The organism is Ochrobactrum sp. SSR (genome assembly GCF_030067775.1).
GTDB lineage: Bacteria > Pseudomonadota > Alphaproteobacteria > Rhizobiales > Rhizobiaceae > Brucella > Brucella teleogrylli.
This window is the reverse complement of sequence record NZ_CP125971.1, coordinates 1,020,030-1,042,718: the sequence shown is the minus strand read 5'-3', so window position 1 is coordinate 1,042,718 and position 22,689 is coordinate 1,020,030. Positions and strand designations below refer to the sequence as shown.

Here is a 22,689-nt window from a genome sequence, read left to right as displayed (position 1 = left end):
ATCTATGCTCGTTCTGGCGGAACCTTGATTATTTATTATGCCGCCGACGTTCCCTTTATCTTCATCACGATAGTGACCGCTGGAAAGAATACAAAGGCAAAAAATTTCTACGACTTCATAACTCTTAGTTATGAGTTCATGCCTCTGACTACAGATCCTTGCCCAGCCGCAACCCGTCATAAATGGCCGCATGGGTGTTACGGGCCGCAACGGCATCGCCAATCCGATAAAGCTCGAAAGCGCCTTGCGCATTTCTGACAACGTCCTGTTTGCGCCCCTCGATCAGGGCGTCGTAATCCACCGCGCCGAGGTTGCGGGAGAGGGGTTTCAGCTCGAAATACAGTGCATCCATCGGCCGTGTACCGTCATTGATGACGATCTGGTCAAATTCGCGCTCGCTGACAGGCGCGCCATAATCGCTGCCGATCCGCGCAACGAGCCTGTTGCCGTCGCGGTGAATGCCTTCCAGCCGATAGCCGACCGTGAAGGTGACATCCTTCTTTTGCAGGCTGCGCATATAGGGCACGAGGTTCATGCCCATAACTTCCGGTGCGAATGTGCGGTCGGCAGTCATGATCTCGACCTTGCCGCCCGCATTGGCGATGAATTCCGCGGCCTGAAGCCCGGCATGATCTCCCGCCTCGTCAAAGACCAGCGCATTGGTTCCCGGGCGCACATCGCCGGAAATGATGTCCCAGGCGGAAACGGCAAGCTCGTTGCCCGCGCCAAGCAGGCTCATTTCCGGCATGCCGCCGGTCGCGATGATTGCCACATCCGGCGCTTCCGCCGTTACCGTGTCGGCCTCGGCCCAGGCGTTGAAGCGAAAATCGACGCCGAGCTTTTCGCACTGCGCCATGCGCCAGTCGATGACGCCCATCATCTCGCGACGGCGCGGGCTTTGCGCTGTCAGCCGTACCTGACCGCCCGGCTGGCTCGCCGCCTCGAAGACCACGACCTTATGACCGCGCTCGGCGCTGATGCGCGCGACTTCCAGCCCGGCGGGACCCGCACCGACAACCACGATGCGGCGGCTTTGTTCAGCCTTGTTGACGACATGCGGCATGGAGGTCTCGCGACCCGTGGCGGGATTATGGATGCAATAGGCTGCACCGCCCTGATAAATCCGGTCGAGGCAGTAATTCGCGCCGACGCAGGGGCGGATTTCCTCTTCCCGCTTTTCAAGGATTTTGCGCACGATATGCGGATCGGTCATATGGGCACGCGTCATGCCGACCATGTCGAGCTTGCCGGATGCAATAGCATGGCGCGCTGTTGCCACATCCTGAATTTTGGAGGCATGAAACGTCGCCATTCCGGTGCTGGACCGGATTTCGCCCGCGAAATCCAGATGCGGCGCACTCGGCATGCCCTGAATGGGAATGACGTCAGTCAAACCGGCATCGGTTTCAATATGGCCGCGAATGACATTGAGAAAATCGACCAGACTGCTGTCCTTCAGCCTGCGGGAAACCTCCAGTCCATCCGCACGGGTCAGGCCGCCTTCAAGCGTCTCATCGGCGACATAACGAATGCCGACCAGAAAATCCGGCCCAACCCGCTCGCGAATGGCGCTCAGAACCTGAAAGGAAAGCCGCAGCCGATTGTCGAGCGAACCGCCGTAATCGCCATCGAGCTCATTGGTCAGCGGCGACCAGAACTGGTCGAGCAGGTGGCCATAGGCCTCCAGTTCCAGACCGTCGAGACCGGCTGCTTTCATCCGCTCCGCCGCATCGGCATAATCGCGGATGATGCGCTCGATATCCCACTCCTCGGCCCGTTTGGGGTAAGCGCGATGGGCCGGTTCGTGCTTTGCAGTTGACGACACGGAGGGCAGCCAGTCGCCCTTGTCCCAGCGGGTGCGGCGACCGAGATGGGTAAGCTGGATCATCACCGCCGCGTCGTGCTCATGGCACTCATCCGCCAGCATCCGCAACCAGGGCACAACCTCGTCCTTATAGGCCAGCACATTGTTGAAGGCAGGCGGACTGTCCTTCGACACCGAGGCGGAGCCCGCCGTCATCGTCAGCGCGATACCGGCCTTGGCCCGTTCGACATGATAGGCGCGATAGCGCTCCTTCGGCATGCCGTCAATGGCATAGGCTGGCTCATGCGACGTGAGCATGATGCGGTTACGAAGCGTCAGATGCTTGATGGTAAGCGGCTGCAACAGCGGATCGGCTGACATTTCGGTCGTTCCCATTTGTTGTTTTCAACAAGGCTAGCTAGAAATGTACATCACTGTCAATTTAATAATCATAGCTGTCATTTTACCGTACAAAGCTGTTTAGTCTTCTTGCCAAATACCGAGCGTCTGGTAGATCTGACGCCATGGAACAACCGGTGACAAACGAAACAGGATGGCGCGGATCGCCAGATCTTTGGCTTGAAGCGGCTTATGATGCGCTGATCGAAAGCGGCGTGGAAGCCGTGCGTATTTTGCCGCTGGCCAAGCGGCTCAATCTGTCACGCACCAGTTTCTACTGGTTCTTCAAGGACCGTCGAGAATTGCTCGACACTCTTATCGCGCGTTGGCGCGATAAGAATACAGGTGCCCTACTGCGCCAGACAAATGCCTATGCAGAAACAATCGAAGAAGCCGTTTTAAATGTTTTTGATTGCTGGTTTGATTGCGATCTATTTGATCCTGCTTTTGAATTCGCGATCCGCAGTTGGGCCCTTCAATCAGAAAAAGTTGAAAACGAAGTGCAGAAGGCCGACGTATTGCGTCTTCGGGGTCTTTCTCGGATGTTTGAACGTTTCGGATTTGATGAAGATATCGCCGATGTACGCGCGCGCTCTATATATCTTGTGCAGATTGGCTATATCTCTATGCGAACGCAAGAAAAGACTGCATTGCGGCTCGCCCGTGTTCCATATTATGTCGAAGCCTTCACTGGCCGAGCACCGCAACACAAAGAAATTAACAGATTTCTTTCGCGACACGTGGAAAGATGACTATTCCCAAATCAATGAAATAATACCGATTAACGAGCTGCCATTTGATTGCCAGTCAAGATTCCTCACGATCGAAACATAGCCCACCTCGCCGCTTGTCTGTTCTAAAAAAAGTGGCGGCTGACGAGAATAGCACTCATCTCCAACAGGACGAGCCGAATGCACAACCAACCAGCTTGCTACTGCCGCATCGTTCAGAAGCAGTGGCAACAAGTGCTAAGGCCGCAACATCGGCTAATAAATCGAGCTACCCACCACGCAGAGAGTGCGCTCCACCATTATTCCCTGGGATTTCACCGGGCTGACATTGATAGAATATCAGGGTCTTCGCGCTACCAGGCCTTCGCGAAATCCGCGAAGGCCTGGTAGCGCTTGACGTCGATTGGAATTCCCGGCGGTTTGATTTCGCCGGAGGGTTTCACCGAATAAAACGGATCGCATCTTGAAGGCACTGGAAATGCTACCAACTCATTCGAGAGGCCATTACTCTTTGGCTACTCGCCCGGAGCGAGTGCTACCTCATGTCGGTCCCAACAATCGCCGAGTTCCTTTGACAGTTTATGCTTCATAATGCGCTGGCTCGGCGTACGCTCGAACTCATCAATCACGGCAATGTAACGTGGATTCTGATAGGGTGCGAGACGGCTCGACAGCCACGCCGAAAGCGTAGCTGGGTCGACTTCGCAACCATATTTCGGCTTGACGAACAGCTTTATGTCCTGCTCGCCAAATTCGGCAGCAACGCCGACAATCGCGCAATCCTCTACCGATGGATGCGCGCCCGCAATATGTTCGACTTCCCATGCGGAAACATTTTCACCTTTACAGCGTACACTGTCGGTCAGGCGACCGTGGAACCAGAGATTGCCGTCTGCGTCGAATGAACCGGAATCGCCGGTATGAAGTGCGCCGTTGCGCAGGGTTTTTTCCGTCGCTTCGGGATTGTGCAAATAACCCTGAAACAAGGCGCCTTCGATAGAAGAACGCACGACGATCTCCCCCTTCTCGCCGTCAGCCACGGGCTGGCCGGTTTCATCAAGAAGCTCAATCGTGAACCATGGCATCGGCTTGCCAACTGCACCGACAGTTCCGTTATCATTACAGGTGGTGATACTGGAAGCCTCGGTCATGCCGTAGCATTCGCGCATCTCGACACCGAAGCGGTCACGGAAAAGCGGCCAGACTTCTTTCGGACAACCGCCGCCCCAAGCGATCCGTACCGGATGATCCCGATCGGAAGCGCTTTCCGGTTGCTTCAGCAATATTTGCAGGATACCGCCCAGATAATGGATATGCGTTGCACCATATTGGCGAACCTGTGCCCAGAAACGGCTGGCGCTGAAACGGTCGACCATCGCCAGCGTGACGTCCTCCAGCGCGGGAAGGACAATGAGTTGTGCGCCGCCGATATGATAAAGCGGCTCCCAGACAAAGAAGACGTCGCCCGGCCGCACCATGGTCAGTTGCCGTACGGCTTCTCCAGCAAGTCGCATCATCCCGTGGGTAACAAGCACGCCCTTTGGCCGTCCGGTTGTGCCGGATGTGTACATGATGGCGAAAAGATCGTTCGCTGTGGGCAGATCACCGGTAAAGCTTGCACTTTCCTGGGCAACGATATCTTGTAGCGATCCTTGACCCGAAGTCAGAATGAAAGCCTCTGCCGGTATCTCAGCGCCACTTTCGCGGATGGTTTCCCGTGCATCGGGATCGCAAATGACCACGCCCGCTTCGCAATGCTCCAGAATATAGCGCAGCCCCTCGCCTCGTTGCTGCGCATTGACCGGCACCCAGACTATGCCTACGCGAGCAAGGCCGAACAAGATCGGCAACGAAAGTTCCGAGTTACGCATCATGACCGCAGCACGATCACCGTGCTTCAGCCCACGAGCGTTGAGATGCGCCGCAAGCGCGGCTGACTTCCGCTCAATGGCAGCGAAGCTGATCGGTTCGCCATTGAATAGGGCAAAGTTTTGGTCGGGCTTTTGCGCAGCCTTGGTCAGGAAGCTTCCGAGGAAGCCTTCAAATTTCACAGTCATGGGAGGCACACTCTTTTTGATCATGAGGAGCGGCGGAGTTTTTCCGCCGCCAGAAGAAGCGTTGTAACAATGAGGAAAACGACGACCGATACAGCGGCAAGCGTCGGATTGAGCTGGAGGATCATGTCGTCCCACATCTGTTTGGGCAAAGTGGTCTTGATGCCGCCACTGACAAAGATCGCAACCGTGAGTTCGTCGAAGGAGGTAATAAAGGCGAAGAGGAACGCCGCCGTCAGACCGCTGCGGATGAGCGGAACGGTCACGAAACGCAGCGCTTGCACCTTGTTCGCACCGAGCGTTGCCGCGGCCTGATCGAGACGCCAGTCATAGCTTTTCAAGACTGCTGCAATCGCAACGAAGGCAAAGGGCAAAGCCAGCACCGTATGGCCGATCACGAGACCTGTATTGGTGGCCACAAGTCCGATCTGGGCGAACAGATAAAACAGGCCGACCGCAATAACTATGCGGGGAACGATCATGGGAGCGAGAAAGAAGGCAAAGATCAGCCCGGCCCAGCGTGACCGCGACCGCGCCAATGCCAGCGCGGCAAAGCCACCAATGACCGTCGCGAAGATGGCCGTCGCAAAGGCCACACCGAAGGAGCGCAAGGTCGCAGACAACCAGAGATCGGAGGTGAAATAGGCGCGGAACCAGTCGAGGCTGAAGCCGGGAGGCGGGAATTCCAGAAACTGCGAGCTGGTGAACGCAATCGGAATCACGATCAGCGTCGGCAGCATCAGAAATGCGCAGGACAGAAAGCAATACAGTCCCATCAGACGCTTTGTGACGGCTTGTCCGAGCAACGTACGGACAGCGGTTGCAATGCTGCTTGACGCAAGCGCACAGACTTCCAGAATACGCAAACCGATATTTCGCAGAATACCGGTTTTGCCCTTACGACCGGTGCCCGTATCGCCTGAAAGACTTGAGAGACCGAAAACACGATCATAGACCCAGCACGTGACAAGGGCAGCAACCAGCATCATGGCAGCCAGTGCACCCGCGAAAGCCCAGTTCAGTATTTCCTGCACCTGCACGATGATCAGCTGCGCAAGCATGGTCTGCTGACGTCCGCCTAAAAGGGCTGGAACGATAAAAAAGCCGAGGGAAGAAATGAAGGTGAGAAGCCCGGCTGCTGCTGCCCCCGGCAGGGACAATGGGAAATAGACCAGCCAGAAACTCTTGGCCGAATCCGCCCCCAACGTGCCCGAAGCCTGTGTCAGCCTGCGATCAATCCCGCTCATAACTGGCAGCATGGTCAATACGGCCAGTGGCATCATGGCATGAACCATGCCGATCATGACACCGAACTCGTTATGCAGCATTTCGAGCGGTGAGCCGATGACACCGGAGCCGAGGCCGAGCTGATTGATCGCGCCGGTGCGACCGAGCAGAATAACCCAGGCAAAGCTTTTGACGAGATAGCTCGTCCAGAACGGCACCATGACCAGCAGGATCATGAGACCGCGTTTGCGTTCCGGCAGACGCGACAGCCAGTAGGCGAGTGGATAGCCGAACAGAAGCGAAAACAGCGTTGTCAGAGCAGCGATGCGAAACGTAATCAGCAAAACGCGAAAATAGACATCCGTGTCGAAGATTCGCGTGTAATGCGCCGCCGTCATCGCACCCGTATCGGCATTTTCGAAGCTCAGCCCCATCAGGCGCGCAACGGGCACAAGGAAGAAGATGATCAGGAAGGCGAGCCCCGGCAGAGCAAGCCAGAGCGGACCGAACCGGAAACGGGAACGCGTTGTCGCGCCCGCTGGGAAAACTGCAGCTACACTCATGGCGTCACCAGAACGGCGGCTTCAGGCTGCCAGCTCAATGTAACGTTTTCGCCCAGCGCAGGGATAGGCTGTCCCGGCAACACACGCACCGTCAGAAGACGTGCTTCGGCGGCGTCAACCAACACACGCGTTTCGGACCCGGCATAGACCACTTCCGCAACCTGGCCGCTGATACGGTTCACTCCGGTATCTCCGAGCGCCAGATGTTCCGGCCGCACGACGAGAGCCATTTCGCCGCCATCGACCGTGCATGTCTTGTCGAGAAGAAGCTTCGCATTCTTGGTTGCAAGATGCTTGCAACCATCCGTGCCCGCTTCGATATTGCCACGGAAAATATTGGAGATGCCGATAAAGTCTGCTGCGAAAGCGGTTGTTGGGCGGGAGTAGATTTCCTGTGGCGGCGCGATCTGCTCGACCATGGCATGGTTCATCAGACAAATCCGGTCCGAAAGCGCCAGCGCCTCTTCCTGATCGTGCGTCACATAAACAACGGTCGCGCCGGTCTGACGATGCAGCCGCTTGATTTCAAACTGCATATGTTCGCGCAGCTTCTTGTCTAACGCGCCGAGCGGTTCGTCCATGAGAATGATGGAGGGCTGGTAGACAAAGCAGCGCGCCAGCGCCACACGCTGTTGCTGGCCGCCCGAAAGCTCACGTGGAAACCGCGAAGCCAGATGGCCGAGCTGCACCATTTCCAGCGTGCGCTGTACCTGCGCCTTTACATCGGCAGATTTCTGGCCGCGCATCTTCAGCGGAAACGCGATATTTTCTTCGACAGTGAGATGTGGAAACAGCGCATAGTGCTGGAAAACAAGGCCGATGTCGCGCTTATGCACCGGCGTATCGGTTTCGTCCCTGCCATCAATGAAAAGGCGGCCTTCCGTGGGCAAAACAAGGCCGCTGATCATCTGAAGCAGCGTCGTCTTGCCGGATCCTGAAGGTCCAAGAAGTGTAAGAAACTCGCCCTGCTGCACCGCAATAGTCGTCGGTTTAAGCGCGGTGGTTTCACCGTAGCGCTTGGAGAGTCCGTCAACGAGAAGTTTGGGCTGAAGAGCCTGTTCGGGTTTGGCAAGCATGTCGTTCCCTTTTAACCCGGAGTCAGCGGCCATTATGGTCGCTGCTCCACCTTTTGTTTTTGCGTATTGTGTCTTCTGGGAGACCGCGTCGGTCACCTTCAGTTCAGCTTATCCCAGTATCCAGGCATTGAAGCGCTCGGTCATTTCGGAACGATTGGCGCTCCACCAGTCTTCCCTGGCAATGCTCATCTGTTTCAGATTGGCTTCGAAGGTCGGCAGTGACGATGCCCGTTCTGCGGGAATATGCTCATAGGCCTTCAGGTTAGTCGGGCCGTAAGCGAGGAATTCCGTGAACAGCGCCTGTTGCTTCGCATCGGTGCAGAATTTGACAAACTGACGCGCACTGTCGGCACGCGGCGAGCCTTTCGGGATACCCCAGCCTTCAATGGAATAGAGGCCCTGGTTCCAGCCGATTCTCACGGGAGCGCCACCGTCGATGACGGCCTGCGCACGGGCGTTCCACAAAGCAATCATGTCCACTTCGCCGCTCTGGATGAGCTGGCTCGACTGGGCACCGCCCGTCCACCACACATCCACATGCGGCTTGATTTTTTCAAGACTGGCATAAGCGCGCTCGATATCGAGCGGGTAGAGCTTGTCGAGCGGAACACCGTCAGCGAGCAATGCCTGCTCCAGCGTATCGATCGGGTTCTTGCGCAAAGACCGGCGCCCCGGAAATTTCTCGACGTTCCAGAAATCCGACCAGGATTTCGGCGCGGTGGTATCGTCGAACTTGTCGGTACGATAAGCCATGATCGTCGAATAGACATCGACACCGAGCCAGACATTCGTCAGCGAATCCGGCATCAGGCCGGGAACATCCCCGGCAGCAATATTGATCGGCTCCAACAGATCGCGCTTCTGGAGGATATCGCGCGCCGACAGTGTCAGCGTGCAGACATCCCAGCTATAGGAACCTGTCTCGACCATAGCGCGAAATTGCGCGGTCGGTTCGGCATCGCGCGCCACGTTGATGACCTTGATGCCCGTCGCCTTTTCAAAAGGATCATAAAAGGCTTTGCGATAACCAGGGCTGTAAGGGCCGCCCGGATCAGCAACGGTCAGAGGTTCGGCCGCGAATGCACGACGCGTCAGAATAGCTGGAGCAGCCAGAGCAATCCCGAGCCCTCCTCCGAACTTCAACAGATCGCGGCGATGAAGTGTAATCGTTTTCCCGTTTTTCATTGTTTTCCCTCCGGCAGGTCGTTCCGTTATGCATTGCGGTATGAGACAGCCCGCCACCGTTGGTGACGGGCGGCAGTTGATCGATCAGGACGCCTTGCGCGCGGCGCGCTCAGCAAGAAACTGCTCCATCATGCGAGCGGGTTCGCCCGATGCATAAGCTTCCTTCTGAATGCGCGAGCCGGCATCCAGACAATCGCGGAAACCTGCTTCCGTCATTTCGCGGAAACGCTGCTTGTTGAGGCGCATGGCAACCGGCGGCTTAGCGCCAAGCTCACGTCCGAGTGCAATTGCCTCATCCAGAACCTTCGACTGGTCCACAATGCGGTTGATAATGCCGATGGCACGGCATTCGTCGGAATCCATCAGGCGACCACTCAGCGTCAAATCTATGGTGCGGGCGAGACCGATAATCTCGCGCATGATCCAGGGGCCCGTCGTGCTGGCGATTCCGGAATTGATTTCCGGCTGTCCCATGTGCACAGCCGGATGGCCGATGCGGAAGTCACAAAGAAGTGCGACCTGAAAGGCCGAACCGGCAGCAACACCGTTGAGCGCAGCAATCAACGGCTTCGAAAGCGAACGCATGCGATCATAGAGACGTTCCCATTCGCCAACCCACTCTTTGCCGCGTTCGGCGTCAAAAGTACGGGTTTCGTTTAGATCCTGACCGGCACTGAACGCGCGATCGCCGGCACCCGTCAGGATGATAGCGCGGATATCGGCATCGCTTTCAAACGCATCGAAGGCATCGATGAGCTGACGACGCATGGCGCTGTGCCAGGCATTGAGAATGAGCGGACGATTGAGAGTGATGATGCCGACCTCGCCACGACGCTCAGTCAGGATAAAGCGATCCATTGTATTCTCCCTTGGATTATGCGCTTATCAATACTTTTTTATTGCATTGCAATAAGCATTATTTTATGGTGATTTAATCATATTACTATGTCAAGCATCTTTTCAGATGTTTGATAATTCTGCTACTGATTGGAAAATATCTCGGGTGAGTTCTTAGATGGCACGCAAGACGGAAAAGTCAGAAAAATCAGGCGCGGAAGGTGCAAGCGAAGACCGTGATCCACTACTGGTACAATCGGTGGAAAAGGCATTCCGCGTCTTGCAGGCGTTTGATGGCAGCAGGCCCAATCTCAGCCTGTCCCAAATTGCAGAAGAGACCGGCTTTGACATTTCCGCGGCACAACGTTTTACCTATACGCTGACCAAACTTGGCTACTTGACGAAGAGTAGCGAAACAAAGCGTTTCGAATTGGGCGTAAAGACACTGGACTTCGGCTACCACTACAGCCGCGCCAGCGTGTTGGTGGAGCGCGGCACGCCCTACCTACTACATTTGAGTAAAACTACAGAAGAGACTGTTAATTTGACTGTTCTCGACGGGACCGACATCGTGTTCGTGCAGCGTTTTATGAGCCGTCACGTGTTGAATAATGATGTCGTCACCGGCATGCGCCTGCCCGCTTATTGTACGGCGCCCGGTATTGCCATTCTCTCAGCACTAACAGAGACGGAAGCGAATGATGTGTTAGATCGTTCGCATTTACATCCCTACACACCACACACCACCTGGAATCGTGAGGAGTTGAACGCAAAGCTCAAACATGCTGCAACCAAAGGCTATGCAACAGCTTTTGAAGAGTATTTCCACGGCGATCTGTCTTTCGCGTCACCCATCCTGGACGCTCGGGGCCATCCCTATGGTGCAATCAATATTGCTGTATCTCGCAGTCGCTACACGCCGGAAGAAGCGGAAGAAAAATATGCGCCCCTGGTGACAGCTGCGGCTCGATCCATCACTCTTATAACGCAGGTGAGACGTTAAACGAAAATAAAGTAGTGGAGCAGCGGTGTTTTTTGCGGCTGCGATAGCCTTTCGAAGGCCTGGTTGCGATCTCTCACATCCGTAACGAATTGCGCATCAGGGGGACCAAAAATCTAGAACTCTGCTCCTGCCATCTGCTTCGTCGCGAACATGTCAGCAGCGCTCCTCATGAGGAGTTAGGTCCTACCACGTCAAAATGGCAAGAACATCGCAGTCCCAACATTAGTCTAGATGCGGGCCGCCAAAGCACCCTTAGTCCTCAGAATTTTTAGTTAAATCCGTTTGCCGGAGTTGCCGTCGAACAAATGCATCCGATTCTGATCACCAGCAACGTGTACAATCGCTCCCACTTCCAGTTCACTGTCCCGTGGAAACTCGACCGTTAACATCTTTGGCTGACCTATTTCTAAATAGCCAAATATTTGACTACCCAGTCGCTCCACGACCGCCAATTCGCCCGTAAACCAGGCTTCATCTGGAAGGCACAGCTTTAGATCTTCTGGACGAAGCCCCAGGGTGACATGATCAGGATAAGAAAACGTTTTTCCACCTACACCAAGCATGATGGCTTTTGCATTATATTCGAATACAATGCCTTTATTAGTGTCCTTTCTCAACACACCATGAATGGCGTTCATTGTTGGACTGCCGATAAACTGCGCGACGAAGAGGCTGGCAGGATTGCGATAAATATCAAGCGGCTTTCCGATCTGCTCGACATTTCCGCGGTTCATAACCACGATACGGTCGGCCAAGGTCATCGCCTCAACCTGATCATGCGTCACATAGACAGTCGTAGCCTTGATGGTTCTGTGCAGCTTCGCAATTTCCAGCCGCATTTCGACACGCAATGCGGCATCAAGATTTGATAACGGCTCATCGAACAGAAAAGCATTTGGTTGCCTGACGATTGCTCGCCCCATTGCGACACGCTGACGCTGACCGCCTGACAATTGCGCTGGTCGTCGCGCAAGAAACTCCCCAATCTTAAGAGTCTCCGCCACCGCGTTGATACGCGACGACAGGTCATTATCATTCGCGCCCCGCATCTTGAGCCCGAAGGCCATATTCTCTTCGACGCTCATATGGGGATAGAGCGCATAATCCTGGAATACCATCGCGATATTGCGTTCCGATGGCGAATGGTCGTTGACCACGGTGTCGCCGAATTTCAGTTCGCCGCCGGATATTTCCTCAAGGCCAGCGATCATTCTAAGCAAAGTTGATTTGCCGCAACCGGAGGGACCGACCAAGACAACGAATTCACCGCTCTCAATCTGAATATCCAGATCCTGGATCACCTTATGGGTGCCATAGGATTTCTGGATTCGCTCCAATGCGATGGCAATCATACCCTCTCCTTCCCAGAGTTTCCGCTTGACGTCATTTATTAATATTATTATCAATAATGATAACTGAGTTAAAACGCAAGAAGGCGCGATTATCGGCGTGGCTTATTTTTCATCGAAACTCGTTCAAAGCAGACCTCCGAAAGCGGCGGTCGTGTTTGAAGCGCTTAAGCAAGATATAATGCTTGGGACTCTGCCCGCAGGCGCCAATCTTACGGAATTGGAAATAGCGGCACATTTTCGGTGCAGCCAGGGCCCTGTTCGAGAAGCGCTGCTTCAGCTGCAGGAAGAGGGGCTCGTTCTGCGGCAAGGACACCGAGGCACGCAGGTTTCCCTGTGCACTCCCGACGAAGCCGTGGAGATGTTCCGGCTTCGCAACTCGATAGAATGCAATGGAATTTTGCGTGTCATGGCCCGCCAATCGAAGCATCTGATCGACGATCTTCGGATCATGCTGGATAATATGTTGAAGGCTGCTGAAGAAGAAGACGAATATCGCCTTGCGGCGATCGACCGCGATTTTCACCGGCGCATATTCGAGGAAGCAGATCTTCCAGCTCTCAATCCCATCCTCCACCGCTGCCTGGTGCACAATCACCGCTTCAAGATTTCGCAGAGCCGAAGCGAGCGCGATCTGCGCGGAACGGCACTACGACATTGTTCAATCATCGACGCCATCGAAGCAGGAGACGCGGCCGCGGCTCAATTGGCTATGGGGCACCATATTGCAACGATTGTCGATCTTGGCCCGGCAGTTTTCCCAGATGAGGCGCGCCCATGACAGCCCTTGCTCTCAATCGTGAACTCCAACCGGAAATGCAGGAACTGCTCGAAAAGCTGGCGGATGAATTGTCGGCGGCTCCAGATCCGATGACGCTTCCTCCCGCTGAAGGCCGTGCGCAAACCGAAAAGAACAATAGGCGCTGGAACGTCAATCTTCCCAGAATGCATGATATGCGGTCGATCCGCGTCGCCGCCGACTCGTCCGTTGGCTCGAACGAGACGCCTCTTCTGATCCTCGAACCGGAAACGCGGCGACCGGGGACCATTCTGTTTATTCATGGCGGTGGCTTTGCGTTCTGCAGCCCGAGCACCCACGAACGCTTTGCGCGGGTTCTTGCCGAAAAGACACGAATGACCGTGGCTCTGCCGGATTACAGACTCGCTCCTGAAAATCCCTTCCCTGCTGGCCTTCACGACGTCATCGGCACACTGCGAGCATTGCTGGACGGCGAAATCGACGGATTAGGTGGACCTGTCTACATCGCAGGTGATTCAGCCGGAGCGAACCTTTCACTTGCCGCGATGCTAAACGAGGTTGAATGCGATAGGCCGCTTCCTCAAGGCGCTCTGCTTTTTTATGGCAATTATGCCATGAATTTCGAAACACCGTCCTATCGGGTTTTCAGGAACGGCCCTGGGCTGACGACTGATAAAATGAAGCGTTACTGGGGCTGGTACGCGGCTTCGAATGACATCGCGTCCAATCCACTTGCCTGCCCGCTTCAGGCCGACGATACGGTGCTTGGACGTCTTCCGCCGCTCTACCTCACAGCCGCCGGTATAGATCCCCTCTACTCCGATACGGTCTCGCTGCATGAACGTCTTCTGAAGATCGGTCGTAAAGACGAATTCGCTATTAACGAAGGCGTCGTGCACGGCTTCTTGCAATACACAAATGAACTCACGGCAGCCGAAGCAGCGTTGGAGGACGCAGCTCAGGCATTGAGCCGCATGGCCTGATCGGGAGTGGCCACAACATTAAATGGGAGGAATAACATGTTGAAATCTCTGATGCTCAGTGCGGCATTTGCTGCTGCGCTGACTGTATCGGCGCAAGCCGCTGAAACCGTCCGTTTCTGGTATCATTTCGACAATCCGGAAAATCCGATGTCGCAACTGGTCGCCAAGTTCGAAGAAGCTAATCCCGACATCAAGATCGAAGCTGAGAACATTCCCTGGAATAGCTATTACGACAATCTCTATACTTCGATTGTCGGCGGCAGTGCGCCCGACGCTGCTATGGTCAAGCTGTTCGCACAGCCTCGGCTGACCGAGATGGGCGCGCTGGAACCACTGGGCGAGCGCATCGATAGCTGGGCAGGAAAGAGCGATCTGCTCGACAACCTGCTTGAACTGAACAAAGCAGCGGATGGCACCCAATATTACTTGCCTATTCAGTATGTAGTCCTCTATCTCTATTATCGTGCCGATCTCTTCAAGGAAGCCGGGCTGGAACCGCCTAAAACCTGCGAAGATTTCCGTAATGCTGCGATCAAGTTGACCCATGCTCCCAACCGTTATGGCTTCGGTCTTCGCGGCGGCAAGGGTGGCTGGGATCAATGGGGCGCCTTCGTGTTCTCGCAGGGGGCTGAGTTGAAACCGGGAGGTCTGACGACACCTTCCGCAACCTCGGCCAATCAGTGGATGATTGATCTTTTCCAGAAGGATAAAGTCATTCCTCCGTCCGCGCCAAACGATGGTTTCCAGGAAATCATCGCTGCTTTCAAAAGCGGTAAAACTGCTATGACCATTCATCACATCGGCTCTTCCAAGGATCTTGTCGCCGCCCTTGGAGACAAGGTGTCCGCTGTACCGGTGCCTGAATGCGCAAATAATCGTTGGACTTCCTATGGAGATGAATCTCTCGCGATCTTCTCGTCCTCGACGGTGAAGGACGCCGCATGGAAATGGATCTCCTTCCTTGCAGAAGGCGAGAACAACATTGCCTTCAATAGCGCCACGGGCCAGATGACCGTTACAAAAAGCGGCTCTAAAGACTGGAAGCTGCATGAACGCCGATTCGTCGACGCCACGGTCGCTTCGCTGCCATTCGCGCATGTTCTGCCGCAGAATGAAGGTACCTCGGAGTTCGTCAATACGGCATGGCAGACCGCAATGCAGCGGGCGCTGACGGGGCAGATCACATCCGAGCAGATGATGCAGGAACTGGACAAGCTGTTCCAGAACTAGCCCCTATTCGTGGCGACGCTCTTTCGGAAGCGTCGCCACATCGTCTCGTCAAAAGTCTTTTTCGCAAGCCACTCAAGATTATGAGCATGGATAGATAGCCTATGTCCGCCGTTCCCTCCTCTGTCAGCGCACCGAAAGCCCTTCGTCGAAGACAGAAAACGCTGCTGCCCTATTGGCTCTTGAGCCCTGCCGTGATCGTCACTTTGGTGATCGTTTTCCTGCCGATGCTTCAGGCCGTCTGGACGAGCTTCTATGACCTCGTGCTGTTCAAGCCGAAAGCCACAGCCTTTGTAGGGATCGGTAATTACGTCAAGCTGCTACAAGATCCGGTGTTCTGGGCAGCATTCTGGAACACTTGCATCTGGATCGGCTTGACGGTTCCACTTCAGATGGCACTAGGTTTGGCGACCGCTCTGCTACTCAACAGGGAATTTCCCTGGCGTGGTCTGGCGCGCGCCTTGGTCATCATTCCGTGGGCCCTGCCCAGCGTCGTTATCGCATTGATGTGGCGTTGGATATATGATCCGAATACTGGTGTTCTCAATGAGATACTGCTCAATGTGTCGGTCATAAGCCATGCTGTTCCATGGCTCGCCGATCCAAACATTGCGCTCTTTGCCATCATCGCAACACTGACCTGGCAAGGCTTTCCATTCTTCGCAATCATGATCCTTGCCGGACTACAGGGAATTCCCAAAAGCCAGTATGAGGCGGCGTCTATCGACGGTGCGTCGCCGTGGCGTCAGTTTGTGAATGTAACGCTCCCGGGCATCGCTCCTGTTCTCGCAACGGCAGGTTTGCTGCGCGTCATATGGGTCGCCAATTCGATGGACGTTATCTTCGTCATGACGGGCGGTGGCCCTGGCTATTCGACCTACACGCTGCCTCTCTATGGGTTTGTAAAAGCGCGGCAAAATCTGGATTTTGGATATGGCACCGCAATTGCCGTTACCTTCACACTGCTGCTTGGTGTGATCGTGGTTCTTTATCTTGGCCGCACAATGCGTGAGGTTGAAAAATGAAACGTCAAAGCACCCTCAGGCGTATTTTGACAACCGACTTGCCGGTTGCCTGCATCGTCCTCTTTGCCCTCGCACCATTCGCCTGGATGGTTCTAACGTCGCTGACGCCGACTGACCAGCTGTCTTCTGGCGGCGTATCATTGTCTCCGTCAGGCTGGAGCCTTGATAATTACGAACGCCTTTTCAACAAGGCGCAGTTCTATAAGAATATGCTCGACAGTCTTGTTATCGCTGTCGGCACAGTGGTCCTTGGTCTCGCTGTTTCCGTAACCGCAGCCTATGCGCTATCCCGCTTCCGCTTTATCGGACGCAAACTGTTCATGATGCAGTTTCTGCTGATCAACATGTTTCCCATCGTGTTACTGATCCTTCCACTGTTCGTGCTGATGCGGAAATATGGCATTCTGGACACCTATTTCGGGCTCATTCTGGCAAACGCCACGGTCGCCATCCCGTTCTCGGTCTGGATGCTGACAAGCTATGTAGCAGCCATTCCGAAAAGCCTCGACGAAGCGGCCATGATCGACGGCTGCTCACGGCTTGCGGCTCTCCGGCGTGTGGTCCTACCTCTCATGATGCCAGGCATCATTTCCACCGGAATATACATTTTCATCACGGCCTGGAACGAGTATCTCTATGCGCTGACGCTTGGGGGGCACAATGTGCGTCCCGTTACCGTCGCCATTCAGACACTGATTGGCGAATACCAGATTGAATGGGGTTTGCTGGCCGCAGGCGCAGTTGTCGGCGCGATGCCTGCAACGGTTCTTTTTTTACTCGTTCAAAAACGGCTCATCGGCGGCCTCACACAAGGGGCGGTCAAAGGCTGATGCCTTCCAACTCTACGCGTTCTTCATCCAATCGAGGAAAGACCATGAACCCCATCGGGTTGATTTCAATGCAATATGCGCGGCCCTTCACGGCCGAGCACTTCCCCCTGTTCTCTAAGATGCGAGAGCATGGTTTCGATTTCGTCGAATTGCTGGTTCCAGAACCCGGCGAGCTTGATCTGAAAGAGACGCGCAAGGCGCTAGATGATGCCGGGCTTGGTGTCGTTCTCGCGGCACGTGTCAATCTGGAACGCAATATTTCGTCGTCCGAGGCCAAAGGCCGTCAGGGCGGTATCGACTATCTTAAATATACAGTCGATTGTGCTCATGCGCTGGGCGCGCAGGTGGTTGGTGGACCACTAACCGGCAACCCGCTTGTCTTTGCTGGCCGTCCGCCACAGCCTGTTTCGGAAGACGAGCGTTTGCGGCGCAAGGAAAGCTGTGTTGAAGCTCTTAAAACGGCCGGGCAACATGCGGAAGGCAGCAATGTCCTGCTAGCGGTCGAGCCGCTCAACCGCTTTGAGAGCGACGTTCTGTGCACTACACAGCAGGCTATAGAGCTGCTGGATGCAGTCGATCAGCCTGCTGTGAAGCTGATGCTAGATACTTTCCATATGCATATGGAAGAAAGCTCGATACCCGAAGCCATCAAGCTCGCGGGCGAACTGGTTGTTCACTTTCAAGCCAATGAAAATCATCGCGGCTTTCCCGGCACCGGCGCAACAGACTGGGTTGCGGTTTGTCGCGCGCTGCATGAAATCGGCTACACCGGGCCCATTTCCTTGGAGCCGTTCCGACGACAGGATGACCGCTTTGGCGTTCCTTTCGCTCAATGGCGTGCTCCGCATGAGGACGAAAGTGATCGCCTCGCCGCCAGTACTGCATTTATGAAAAGCCATCTTCTTCTTACGGAATATCGTCGATGACCCTCAAAATCGGTTGGATAGGTTGCGGTGTGCACGCAACCCAGATGCTGCTGCCACAGCTTGTTCGTTATGATGTCGAGATCGTGGCCCTTTGTGATATAGACGCGGCGCGTCTCACCAATGCCGGAAGACAGTTTGGCGTCCGCACGCTTACCAGCGACGTAGAAACCTTGCTGAATACGCCCGGTTTGGACGCCATCGGCATGGCTGTCGGCCCCGACCAGCATCTGGCATTTGGAAAAGCAGCGCTGGAACGCGGGCTGCCGGTTTTTATGGAAAAGCCGCCGTCTGGCTCGGCAGCAGGTGCACGCGAACTTCTCAAGGCATCAGAAAAAGCCAAAAAGCCGCTCCTGTTGGGCTTTATGAAGCGCTATTCCATCGGAAACAAGATTGCCGCCAACATCATCCGATCCGGCCAATTTGGTGACGTTCTGGGGCTGACCGGCTATTATATGACAGCTCCCGGCTATTTTGCAGGGAACGTCGACTATACCGGCTTCTTTTTACATCACTGCGTCCACTATATGGACCTCGTTTCTCATCTCGTTTCGCCCGTTCGCAATCTCACGGCCAAGAAAGTTGAGAAGGAACCAGGTAGACTTCTCATTCACGTATCGTTCGATTTCGAATGCGGGGCGATCGGCACAATCGCCATGGGGACCATTCAGTCGCGTGGCACACCGGTTGAGCGTATCGAACTTATGGGCGATCATCAGCGTATTGAAGTGGATGACGTCATCGACGTGCGCTGGCATCGGGACCCGGCCTTTAAGATCGATGATCCCAAAGCTGCACTTTCGGGTGATTGCGATACGCTGACATGGAAACCGAACTTCACGGCGGCCGCCAATGAAGATCCGAAAGGCTATCACGCGTTGCTAGCGGATGTGATTCCAGCGCTGAAAGGTGAGGACACGGCGGCGCCAAACATTGCAGACGGAGTTTTAGCAATGGAGCGGTTGGAAGCCATGCGGTCGAGTATTGGCGTCTAGCATAAGTCTTAATTGCTGCGCTTACAGGATTTATAATTTTGATATAAGACACGTCAACAGCTTTGCTTGCGACGTGTCTCAGGCCGCACATCAAATGCGTCCTCAAATTGCTGCGGGCCTGTCCTGCCATCTGTTTATCAGACATTAGTTTCTCTGCAACATCAGTACGACCCTAAACGCCTTGAAGGGAAATGAACCCGCAACCTGAGCCTTTGGTCTTCCTAAGCTATTGATAGAGCCGCGCAATGAGCTGAAGGCGCTAATCGGTCCGAAGCAGCCCCGAAAATTGCAGACATTGCAATAAAGTCTGAAACAATAATCACCACGTCATTCCGCAAAGTTGGCCAGTTAGTATCGCCCACGCGCTGATCCCAACATCAATCAGGATAATTTTCTCCTGCTTGCTTTTGCAATCGATATTGCGGACGATGTTACCGGATGCCCATCCGGGAGAACTCTTGGGAGGAAAGACATGCAGCATTACGCACTGAAATCGCTTTCCCTTGCCGCTGTCATCGCCATTGCAAGTCATCTACCTCTGGCTCAAGCGGCATCGCCAGCCCCGGCGGAAGGCCAGAATGGCATGGTGGTTACGGCCCAGCATCTTGCCTCGCAAGTCGGTATCGATGTGCTGAAGAACGGCGGCAACGCCGTCGATGCGGCGGTCGCGGTCGGCTACGCGCTGGCGGTTGTCTATCCAACGGCCGGCAATCTCGGCGGGGGTGGCTTCATGACGATCCGCTTCAAGGACGGCAAGAGCACCTTTCTGGATTTTCGCGAGCGCGCGCCGCTCGCCGCCACTAAGACCATGTATTTGGACAAGGATGGCAAGCCGGTCGAGGGCGCCAGTACTGAAACCTATCTCGCCATCGGCGTGCCAGGCACGGTGGCTGGCCTCGAGGAGGCACGCGTAAAATATGGCACCCGCAAGCGCGAGGAGCTGATTGATCCAGCACTAAAACTCGCCAAGGACGGCTTTACGCTGGAGCTGGGCGATATTCTCTCCTTTGCCGACGGCAATGAAAGACTGGCGAAAGACCCGGCAGCGGCGAGAATCTTCCTGAAAGACGGAAAACCGCTTTCCTTGGGTGAAAAGCTTGTCCAGCCAGATTTGGCAAAGTCGCTTTCGGCCATTTCGGAAAAAGGTCCGGCAGCCTTCTATCAGGGCGAAATCGCCGATCTGATCGTCAAGTCGAGCAAGGAATATGCCGGCATTCTCGCCAAGGCCGATTTCGAGCAATACAAGGTTCGAGAGCTAGAACCGGTCAAGTGCAGCTATCGCGGCTATGACATAGTCTCATCGCCGCCGCCTTCTTCAGGCGGACTGATCATCTGTGAAATCCTGAACGTGCTGGAGGGTTATCCGATTTCCTATCTCGGCTATGGCTCGGCGGAAACCACGCGTTTGATGGTGGAAGCGATGCGCCATGCCTATGTGGACCGCAACACGGCATTGGGCGACCCTGATTTCATCGATAATCCAATCGAGAAACTCACCAGCAAGGCCTATGCCGCAGAAATCCGCAGTCGTATCGATCCTTATCGCGCAGGTGTCAGCGAGTCGCTGAAACCGGCTGAATTCAAGGAGTCCAACGAAACCACGCATTATTCCATCGTTGACAAGGACGGCAATGCCGTCGCCGTGACCTACACGCTGAATGGATCGTTCGGCACGGCCAAGGTGGCCGAAGGCACCGGCATTCTTCTCAACAACGAGATGGACGACTTTACCATCAAACCGGGCGTGGCCAATCTCTATGGTCTCATACAAGGCGAAGCCAACGCCATCGAACCGCGCAAGTCACCTTTGTCCTCGATGAGCCCGACCATTGTATCGAAGGATGGCAAACCGTTCATGGTTATTGGCAGTCCCGGCGGTTCGCGCATTATCACGATCACGCTGGAGGCGATCATGAATGTCATCGACCATGGCATGGATATTCAGGAAGCTATCGATGCGCCCCGCATTCATCACCAGTGGCTGCCTGATCGGGTCTATATGGAAGCGAACGCGCTTTCGCCGGATACGATCAGGCTGCTGACCGGCATGGGCTATACGGTCGGCGAGGACCATAACTGGCCGGTCTGGGGCGAGGCAGCCGGTATTCTTGTCGGTGGCAAGGATATGGCAGACATCGAAAAAGGCGGCGACAACCGCTATTATGGCGCAATCGATAGTCGAGCCGTCGCTGGTGCAGCAACGGGATATTAGATCCCAACCACTCGAAGATGATTGCAACACCGGATTAGAGGAGACGTGACGATTTCACGTCACATCTATATGCAGCATTTTTTTCCCTATACAGCCAACATTATATTCCGTTTCCCACGTCCCGGTTTCAGACCACCTAACCTTTTATCGCTCCGGCGGTCGCCCGCTGACAAACCGGTGCTGGAAGTGCCATCACCAACAAAAAAACAGGGACGGTGATAGGAAAGCTGTACAACTCCATCGTGATCACGCCGGGCCACATCACCGGCATAATCACTCTTCGTCTGATAATGCGTGCAACCATCGACACGCGCGGCTACTAGGAATTCGTCGCAATTTTAATACTCAAATCGTTAGATGACCTGAGCCGGAACCGCTGTTCCGCTGGCGGAGAAGATATGCATGTCCTTTGTCGAGGCCGTAAATGTTAATTTATTTGATAACCTCCCATTCGCTTCCTCAGGGGTCTTGATCAGATATTTGGTGTCGGAACCAGCCATGTCGATATAAAGGATTTGCGCCTCGCCCAGATGCTCTACAAGATCCACGACACCAGAAAAGACCGGGCCATCAGTTTTGTCGTGCGCAATCCTGGTATTCTCGGGTCGAATTCCAACGCTAACTCTATCATTGAGTGCGAAAGTTCCATCGCTGGCTTCAAGGCCAAGTTTCGTCCCACAATCAAGATGACAAGTATAACTGCGTCCCATGGCTTCCGATATGGTGCCCTCGAGTATGTTCATGGCTGGAGAACCGATGAACTGGGCCACGAAAAGGTTGGCGGGCTTTCTGTAGAGCTCGACGGGTGTGCCGATCTGCTCGATGTGTCCGTCTTTAAACACGACGATGCGATCAGCCAGTGTCATCGCTTCCACTTGATCATGCGTGACGTAAATCATTGTGACATCCGGCATGCTTTGTTTGAGCTTCGCCAATTCTATACGTGTTGCAACCCGCAAGGCTGCATCAAGATTCGACAAAGGTTCGTCGAACAGGAACACACGTGGATTTCTCACGATTGCGCGGCCGATCGCAACGCGTTGTCTCTGTCCGCCGGAAAGGGCTTTTGGCAAGCGCTGCAGATAATCGCTGAGCTGGAGAATCTCGCCTGCTTTTTTTAACGCGTTTGTCGATCTCGGTCTTTGCCACGCCGGCAATACGGAGACCAAAAGCCATATTCTCATAGACGGTCATATGCGGATAAAGTGCGTAGGATTGGAAAACCATCGAAATACCGCGCTTCGATGGGGCCACGTTATTCATGCGCTCACCGGCAATGACGAGATCACCGGATGTGATTGTTTCCAGACCGGCAATCGACCGCAGCAAGGTTGACTTTCCGCAACCGGACGGTCCGACGAAAACGATGAATTCGCCCGATTTGATATCAAGATCGATGCCATGGAGTACTTCCAAGTTGGCATAGGATTTACGTATGTTCTTCAGCGACAGGTCGGCCATCGTTCCCGTTCCTTTTATTATTTTACGCGCGGCGGTTCCGTTCGC

18 protein-coding genes and 1 pseudogene are annotated in these 22,689 nt (G+C 54.7%); 10 read left to right on the top strand and 9 right to left on the bottom strand.

Annotation, left to right across the window (positions count from 1 at the left end; translation table 11 throughout):
* Positions 1-148 precede the first annotated feature (148 nt).
* A complete protein-coding gene (locus QLQ11_RS22350; RefSeq protein WP_283735754.1) occupies positions 149-2,185 on the bottom strand; it encodes an NADH:flavin oxidoreductase in 2,037 nt (678 codons plus the stop codon).
* Between the two features lie 143 nt (positions 2,186-2,328).
* On the opposite strand from QLQ11_RS22350, the gene QLQ11_RS22345 reads away from it, so the two are divergent.
* Positions 2,329-2,955: a TetR/AcrR family transcriptional regulator gene (locus QLQ11_RS22345; RefSeq protein WP_121539428.1), complete on the top strand. Its 627-nt coding sequence runs from the start codon at positions 2,329-2,331 to the stop codon at positions 2,953-2,955.
* Between the two features lie 494 nt (positions 2,956-3,449).
* Here QLQ11_RS22345 and QLQ11_RS22340 read toward each other — a convergent pair whose 3' ends face one another.
* From QLQ11_RS22340 to QLQ11_RS22320, 5 genes are all read right to left on the bottom strand, one after another.
* Positions 3,450-4,991, bottom strand: a complete 1,542-nt coding sequence (locus QLQ11_RS22340; protein ID WP_171319919.1) for an AMP-binding protein — start codon at positions 4,989-4,991, stop codon at positions 3,450-3,452.
* Positions 4,992-5,011: 20 nt separating this feature from the next.
* Entirely contained in the window at positions 5,012-6,778 is a 1,767-nt protein-coding gene (locus tag QLQ11_RS22335) for an ABC transporter permease subunit (protein WP_124915668.1), read from the bottom strand.
* Positions 6,775-7,854, bottom strand: coding sequence for an ABC transporter ATP-binding protein (locus QLQ11_RS22330; RefSeq protein WP_124915669.1), 1,080 nt, complete (start codon positions 7,852-7,854; stop codon positions 6,775-6,777). The genes QLQ11_RS22335 and QLQ11_RS22330 overlap by 4 nt, the downstream gene beginning before the upstream one ends.
* Before the next feature lie 108 nt (positions 7,855-7,962).
* Entirely contained in the window at positions 7,963-9,039 is a 1,077-nt protein-coding gene (locus tag QLQ11_RS22325; protein ID WP_124915670.1) for a polyamine ABC transporter substrate-binding protein, read from the bottom strand.
* Between the two features lie 84 nt (positions 9,040-9,123).
* On the bottom strand, positions 9,124-9,897 hold the full coding sequence (locus tag QLQ11_RS22320; RefSeq protein WP_283735385.1) for an enoyl-CoA hydratase/isomerase family protein: 774 nt from the start codon (positions 9,895-9,897) through the stop codon (positions 9,124-9,126).
* A 157-nt stretch (positions 9,898-10,054) separates the two neighbouring features.
* Between QLQ11_RS22320 and QLQ11_RS22315 the strand changes: the two genes are divergently transcribed.
* Positions 10,055-10,879: an IclR family transcriptional regulator gene (locus QLQ11_RS22315; protein ID WP_124915672.1), complete on the top strand. Its 825-nt coding sequence runs from the start codon at positions 10,055-10,057 to the stop codon at positions 10,877-10,879.
* 272 nt (positions 10,880-11,151) lie between these two features.
* On the opposite strand, the gene QLQ11_RS22310 is transcribed toward QLQ11_RS22315, so the two are convergent.
* Positions 11,152-12,231 (bottom strand): ABC transporter ATP-binding protein, encoded by a 1,080-nt coding sequence (locus QLQ11_RS22310; protein WP_283735386.1) that lies wholly within the window; start codon positions 12,229-12,231, stop codon positions 11,152-11,154.
* Positions 12,232-12,328: 97 nt separating this feature from the next.
* On the opposite strand from QLQ11_RS22310, the gene QLQ11_RS22305 reads away from it, so the two are divergent.
* The 8 genes from QLQ11_RS22305 (at position 12,329) to ggt (ending at position 21,183) form a co-directional block, all read left to right on the top strand.
* Positions 12,329-13,009 (top strand): GntR family transcriptional regulator, encoded by a 681-nt coding sequence (locus QLQ11_RS22305; protein WP_124915674.1) that lies wholly within the window; start codon positions 12,329-12,331, stop codon positions 13,007-13,009.
* Positions 13,006-13,971, top strand: coding sequence for an alpha/beta hydrolase (locus tag QLQ11_RS22300; protein ID WP_124915675.1), 966 nt, complete (start codon positions 13,006-13,008; stop codon positions 13,969-13,971). Before QLQ11_RS22305 ends, QLQ11_RS22300 begins: the two co-directional genes overlap by 4 nt.
* 36 nt (positions 13,972-14,007) lie before the next feature.
* The gene (locus tag QLQ11_RS22295) at positions 14,008-15,201 is read left to right on the top strand and encodes a sugar ABC transporter substrate-binding protein (RefSeq protein ID WP_171319913.1); all 1,194 of its coding nucleotides are present in this window, start codon (positions 14,008-14,010) and stop codon (positions 15,199-15,201) included.
* Between the two features lie 101 nt (positions 15,202-15,302).
* Positions 15,303-16,223, top strand: a complete 921-nt coding sequence (locus tag QLQ11_RS22290) for a carbohydrate ABC transporter permease (protein ID WP_124915676.1) — start codon at positions 15,303-15,305, stop codon at positions 16,221-16,223.
* Entirely contained in the window at positions 16,220-17,053 is an 834-nt protein-coding gene (locus QLQ11_RS22285) for a carbohydrate ABC transporter permease (RefSeq protein WP_171319911.1), read from the top strand. Before QLQ11_RS22290 ends, QLQ11_RS22285 begins: the two co-directional genes overlap by 4 nt.
* Positions 17,054-17,097: 44 nt before the next feature.
* Positions 17,098-17,979: a sugar phosphate isomerase/epimerase gene (locus QLQ11_RS22280; protein WP_124915678.1), complete on the top strand. Its 882-nt coding sequence runs from the start codon at positions 17,098-17,100 to the stop codon at positions 17,977-17,979.
* Positions 17,976-18,971, top strand: coding sequence for a Gfo/Idh/MocA family protein (locus QLQ11_RS22275; protein WP_124915679.1), 996 nt, complete (start codon positions 17,976-17,978; stop codon positions 18,969-18,971). Before QLQ11_RS22280 ends, QLQ11_RS22275 begins: the two co-directional genes overlap by 4 nt.
* 472 nt (positions 18,972-19,443) lie before the next feature.
* Positions 19,444-21,183 carry a gamma-glutamyltransferase gene (ggt, locus tag QLQ11_RS22270; protein WP_124915680.1) on the top strand — a complete coding sequence of 580 codons (1,740 nt, stop codon included), beginning with the start codon at positions 19,444-19,446 and terminating at the stop codon, positions 21,181-21,183.
* 353 nt (positions 21,184-21,536) lie between these two features.
* On the opposite strand, the gene QLQ11_RS22265 is transcribed toward ggt, so the two are convergent.
* The gene (locus QLQ11_RS22265) at positions 21,537-22,184 is read right to left on the bottom strand and encodes an ABC transporter ATP-binding protein (RefSeq protein WP_371836075.1); all 648 of its coding nucleotides are present in this window, start codon (positions 22,182-22,184) and stop codon (positions 21,537-21,539) included.
* Between the two features lie 36 nt (positions 22,185-22,220).
* Positions 22,221-22,644, bottom strand: a pseudogene (locus QLQ11_RS22260) (ABC transporter ATP-binding protein); the annotation flags it as partial.
* Positions 22,645-22,689 lie beyond the last annotated feature (45 nt).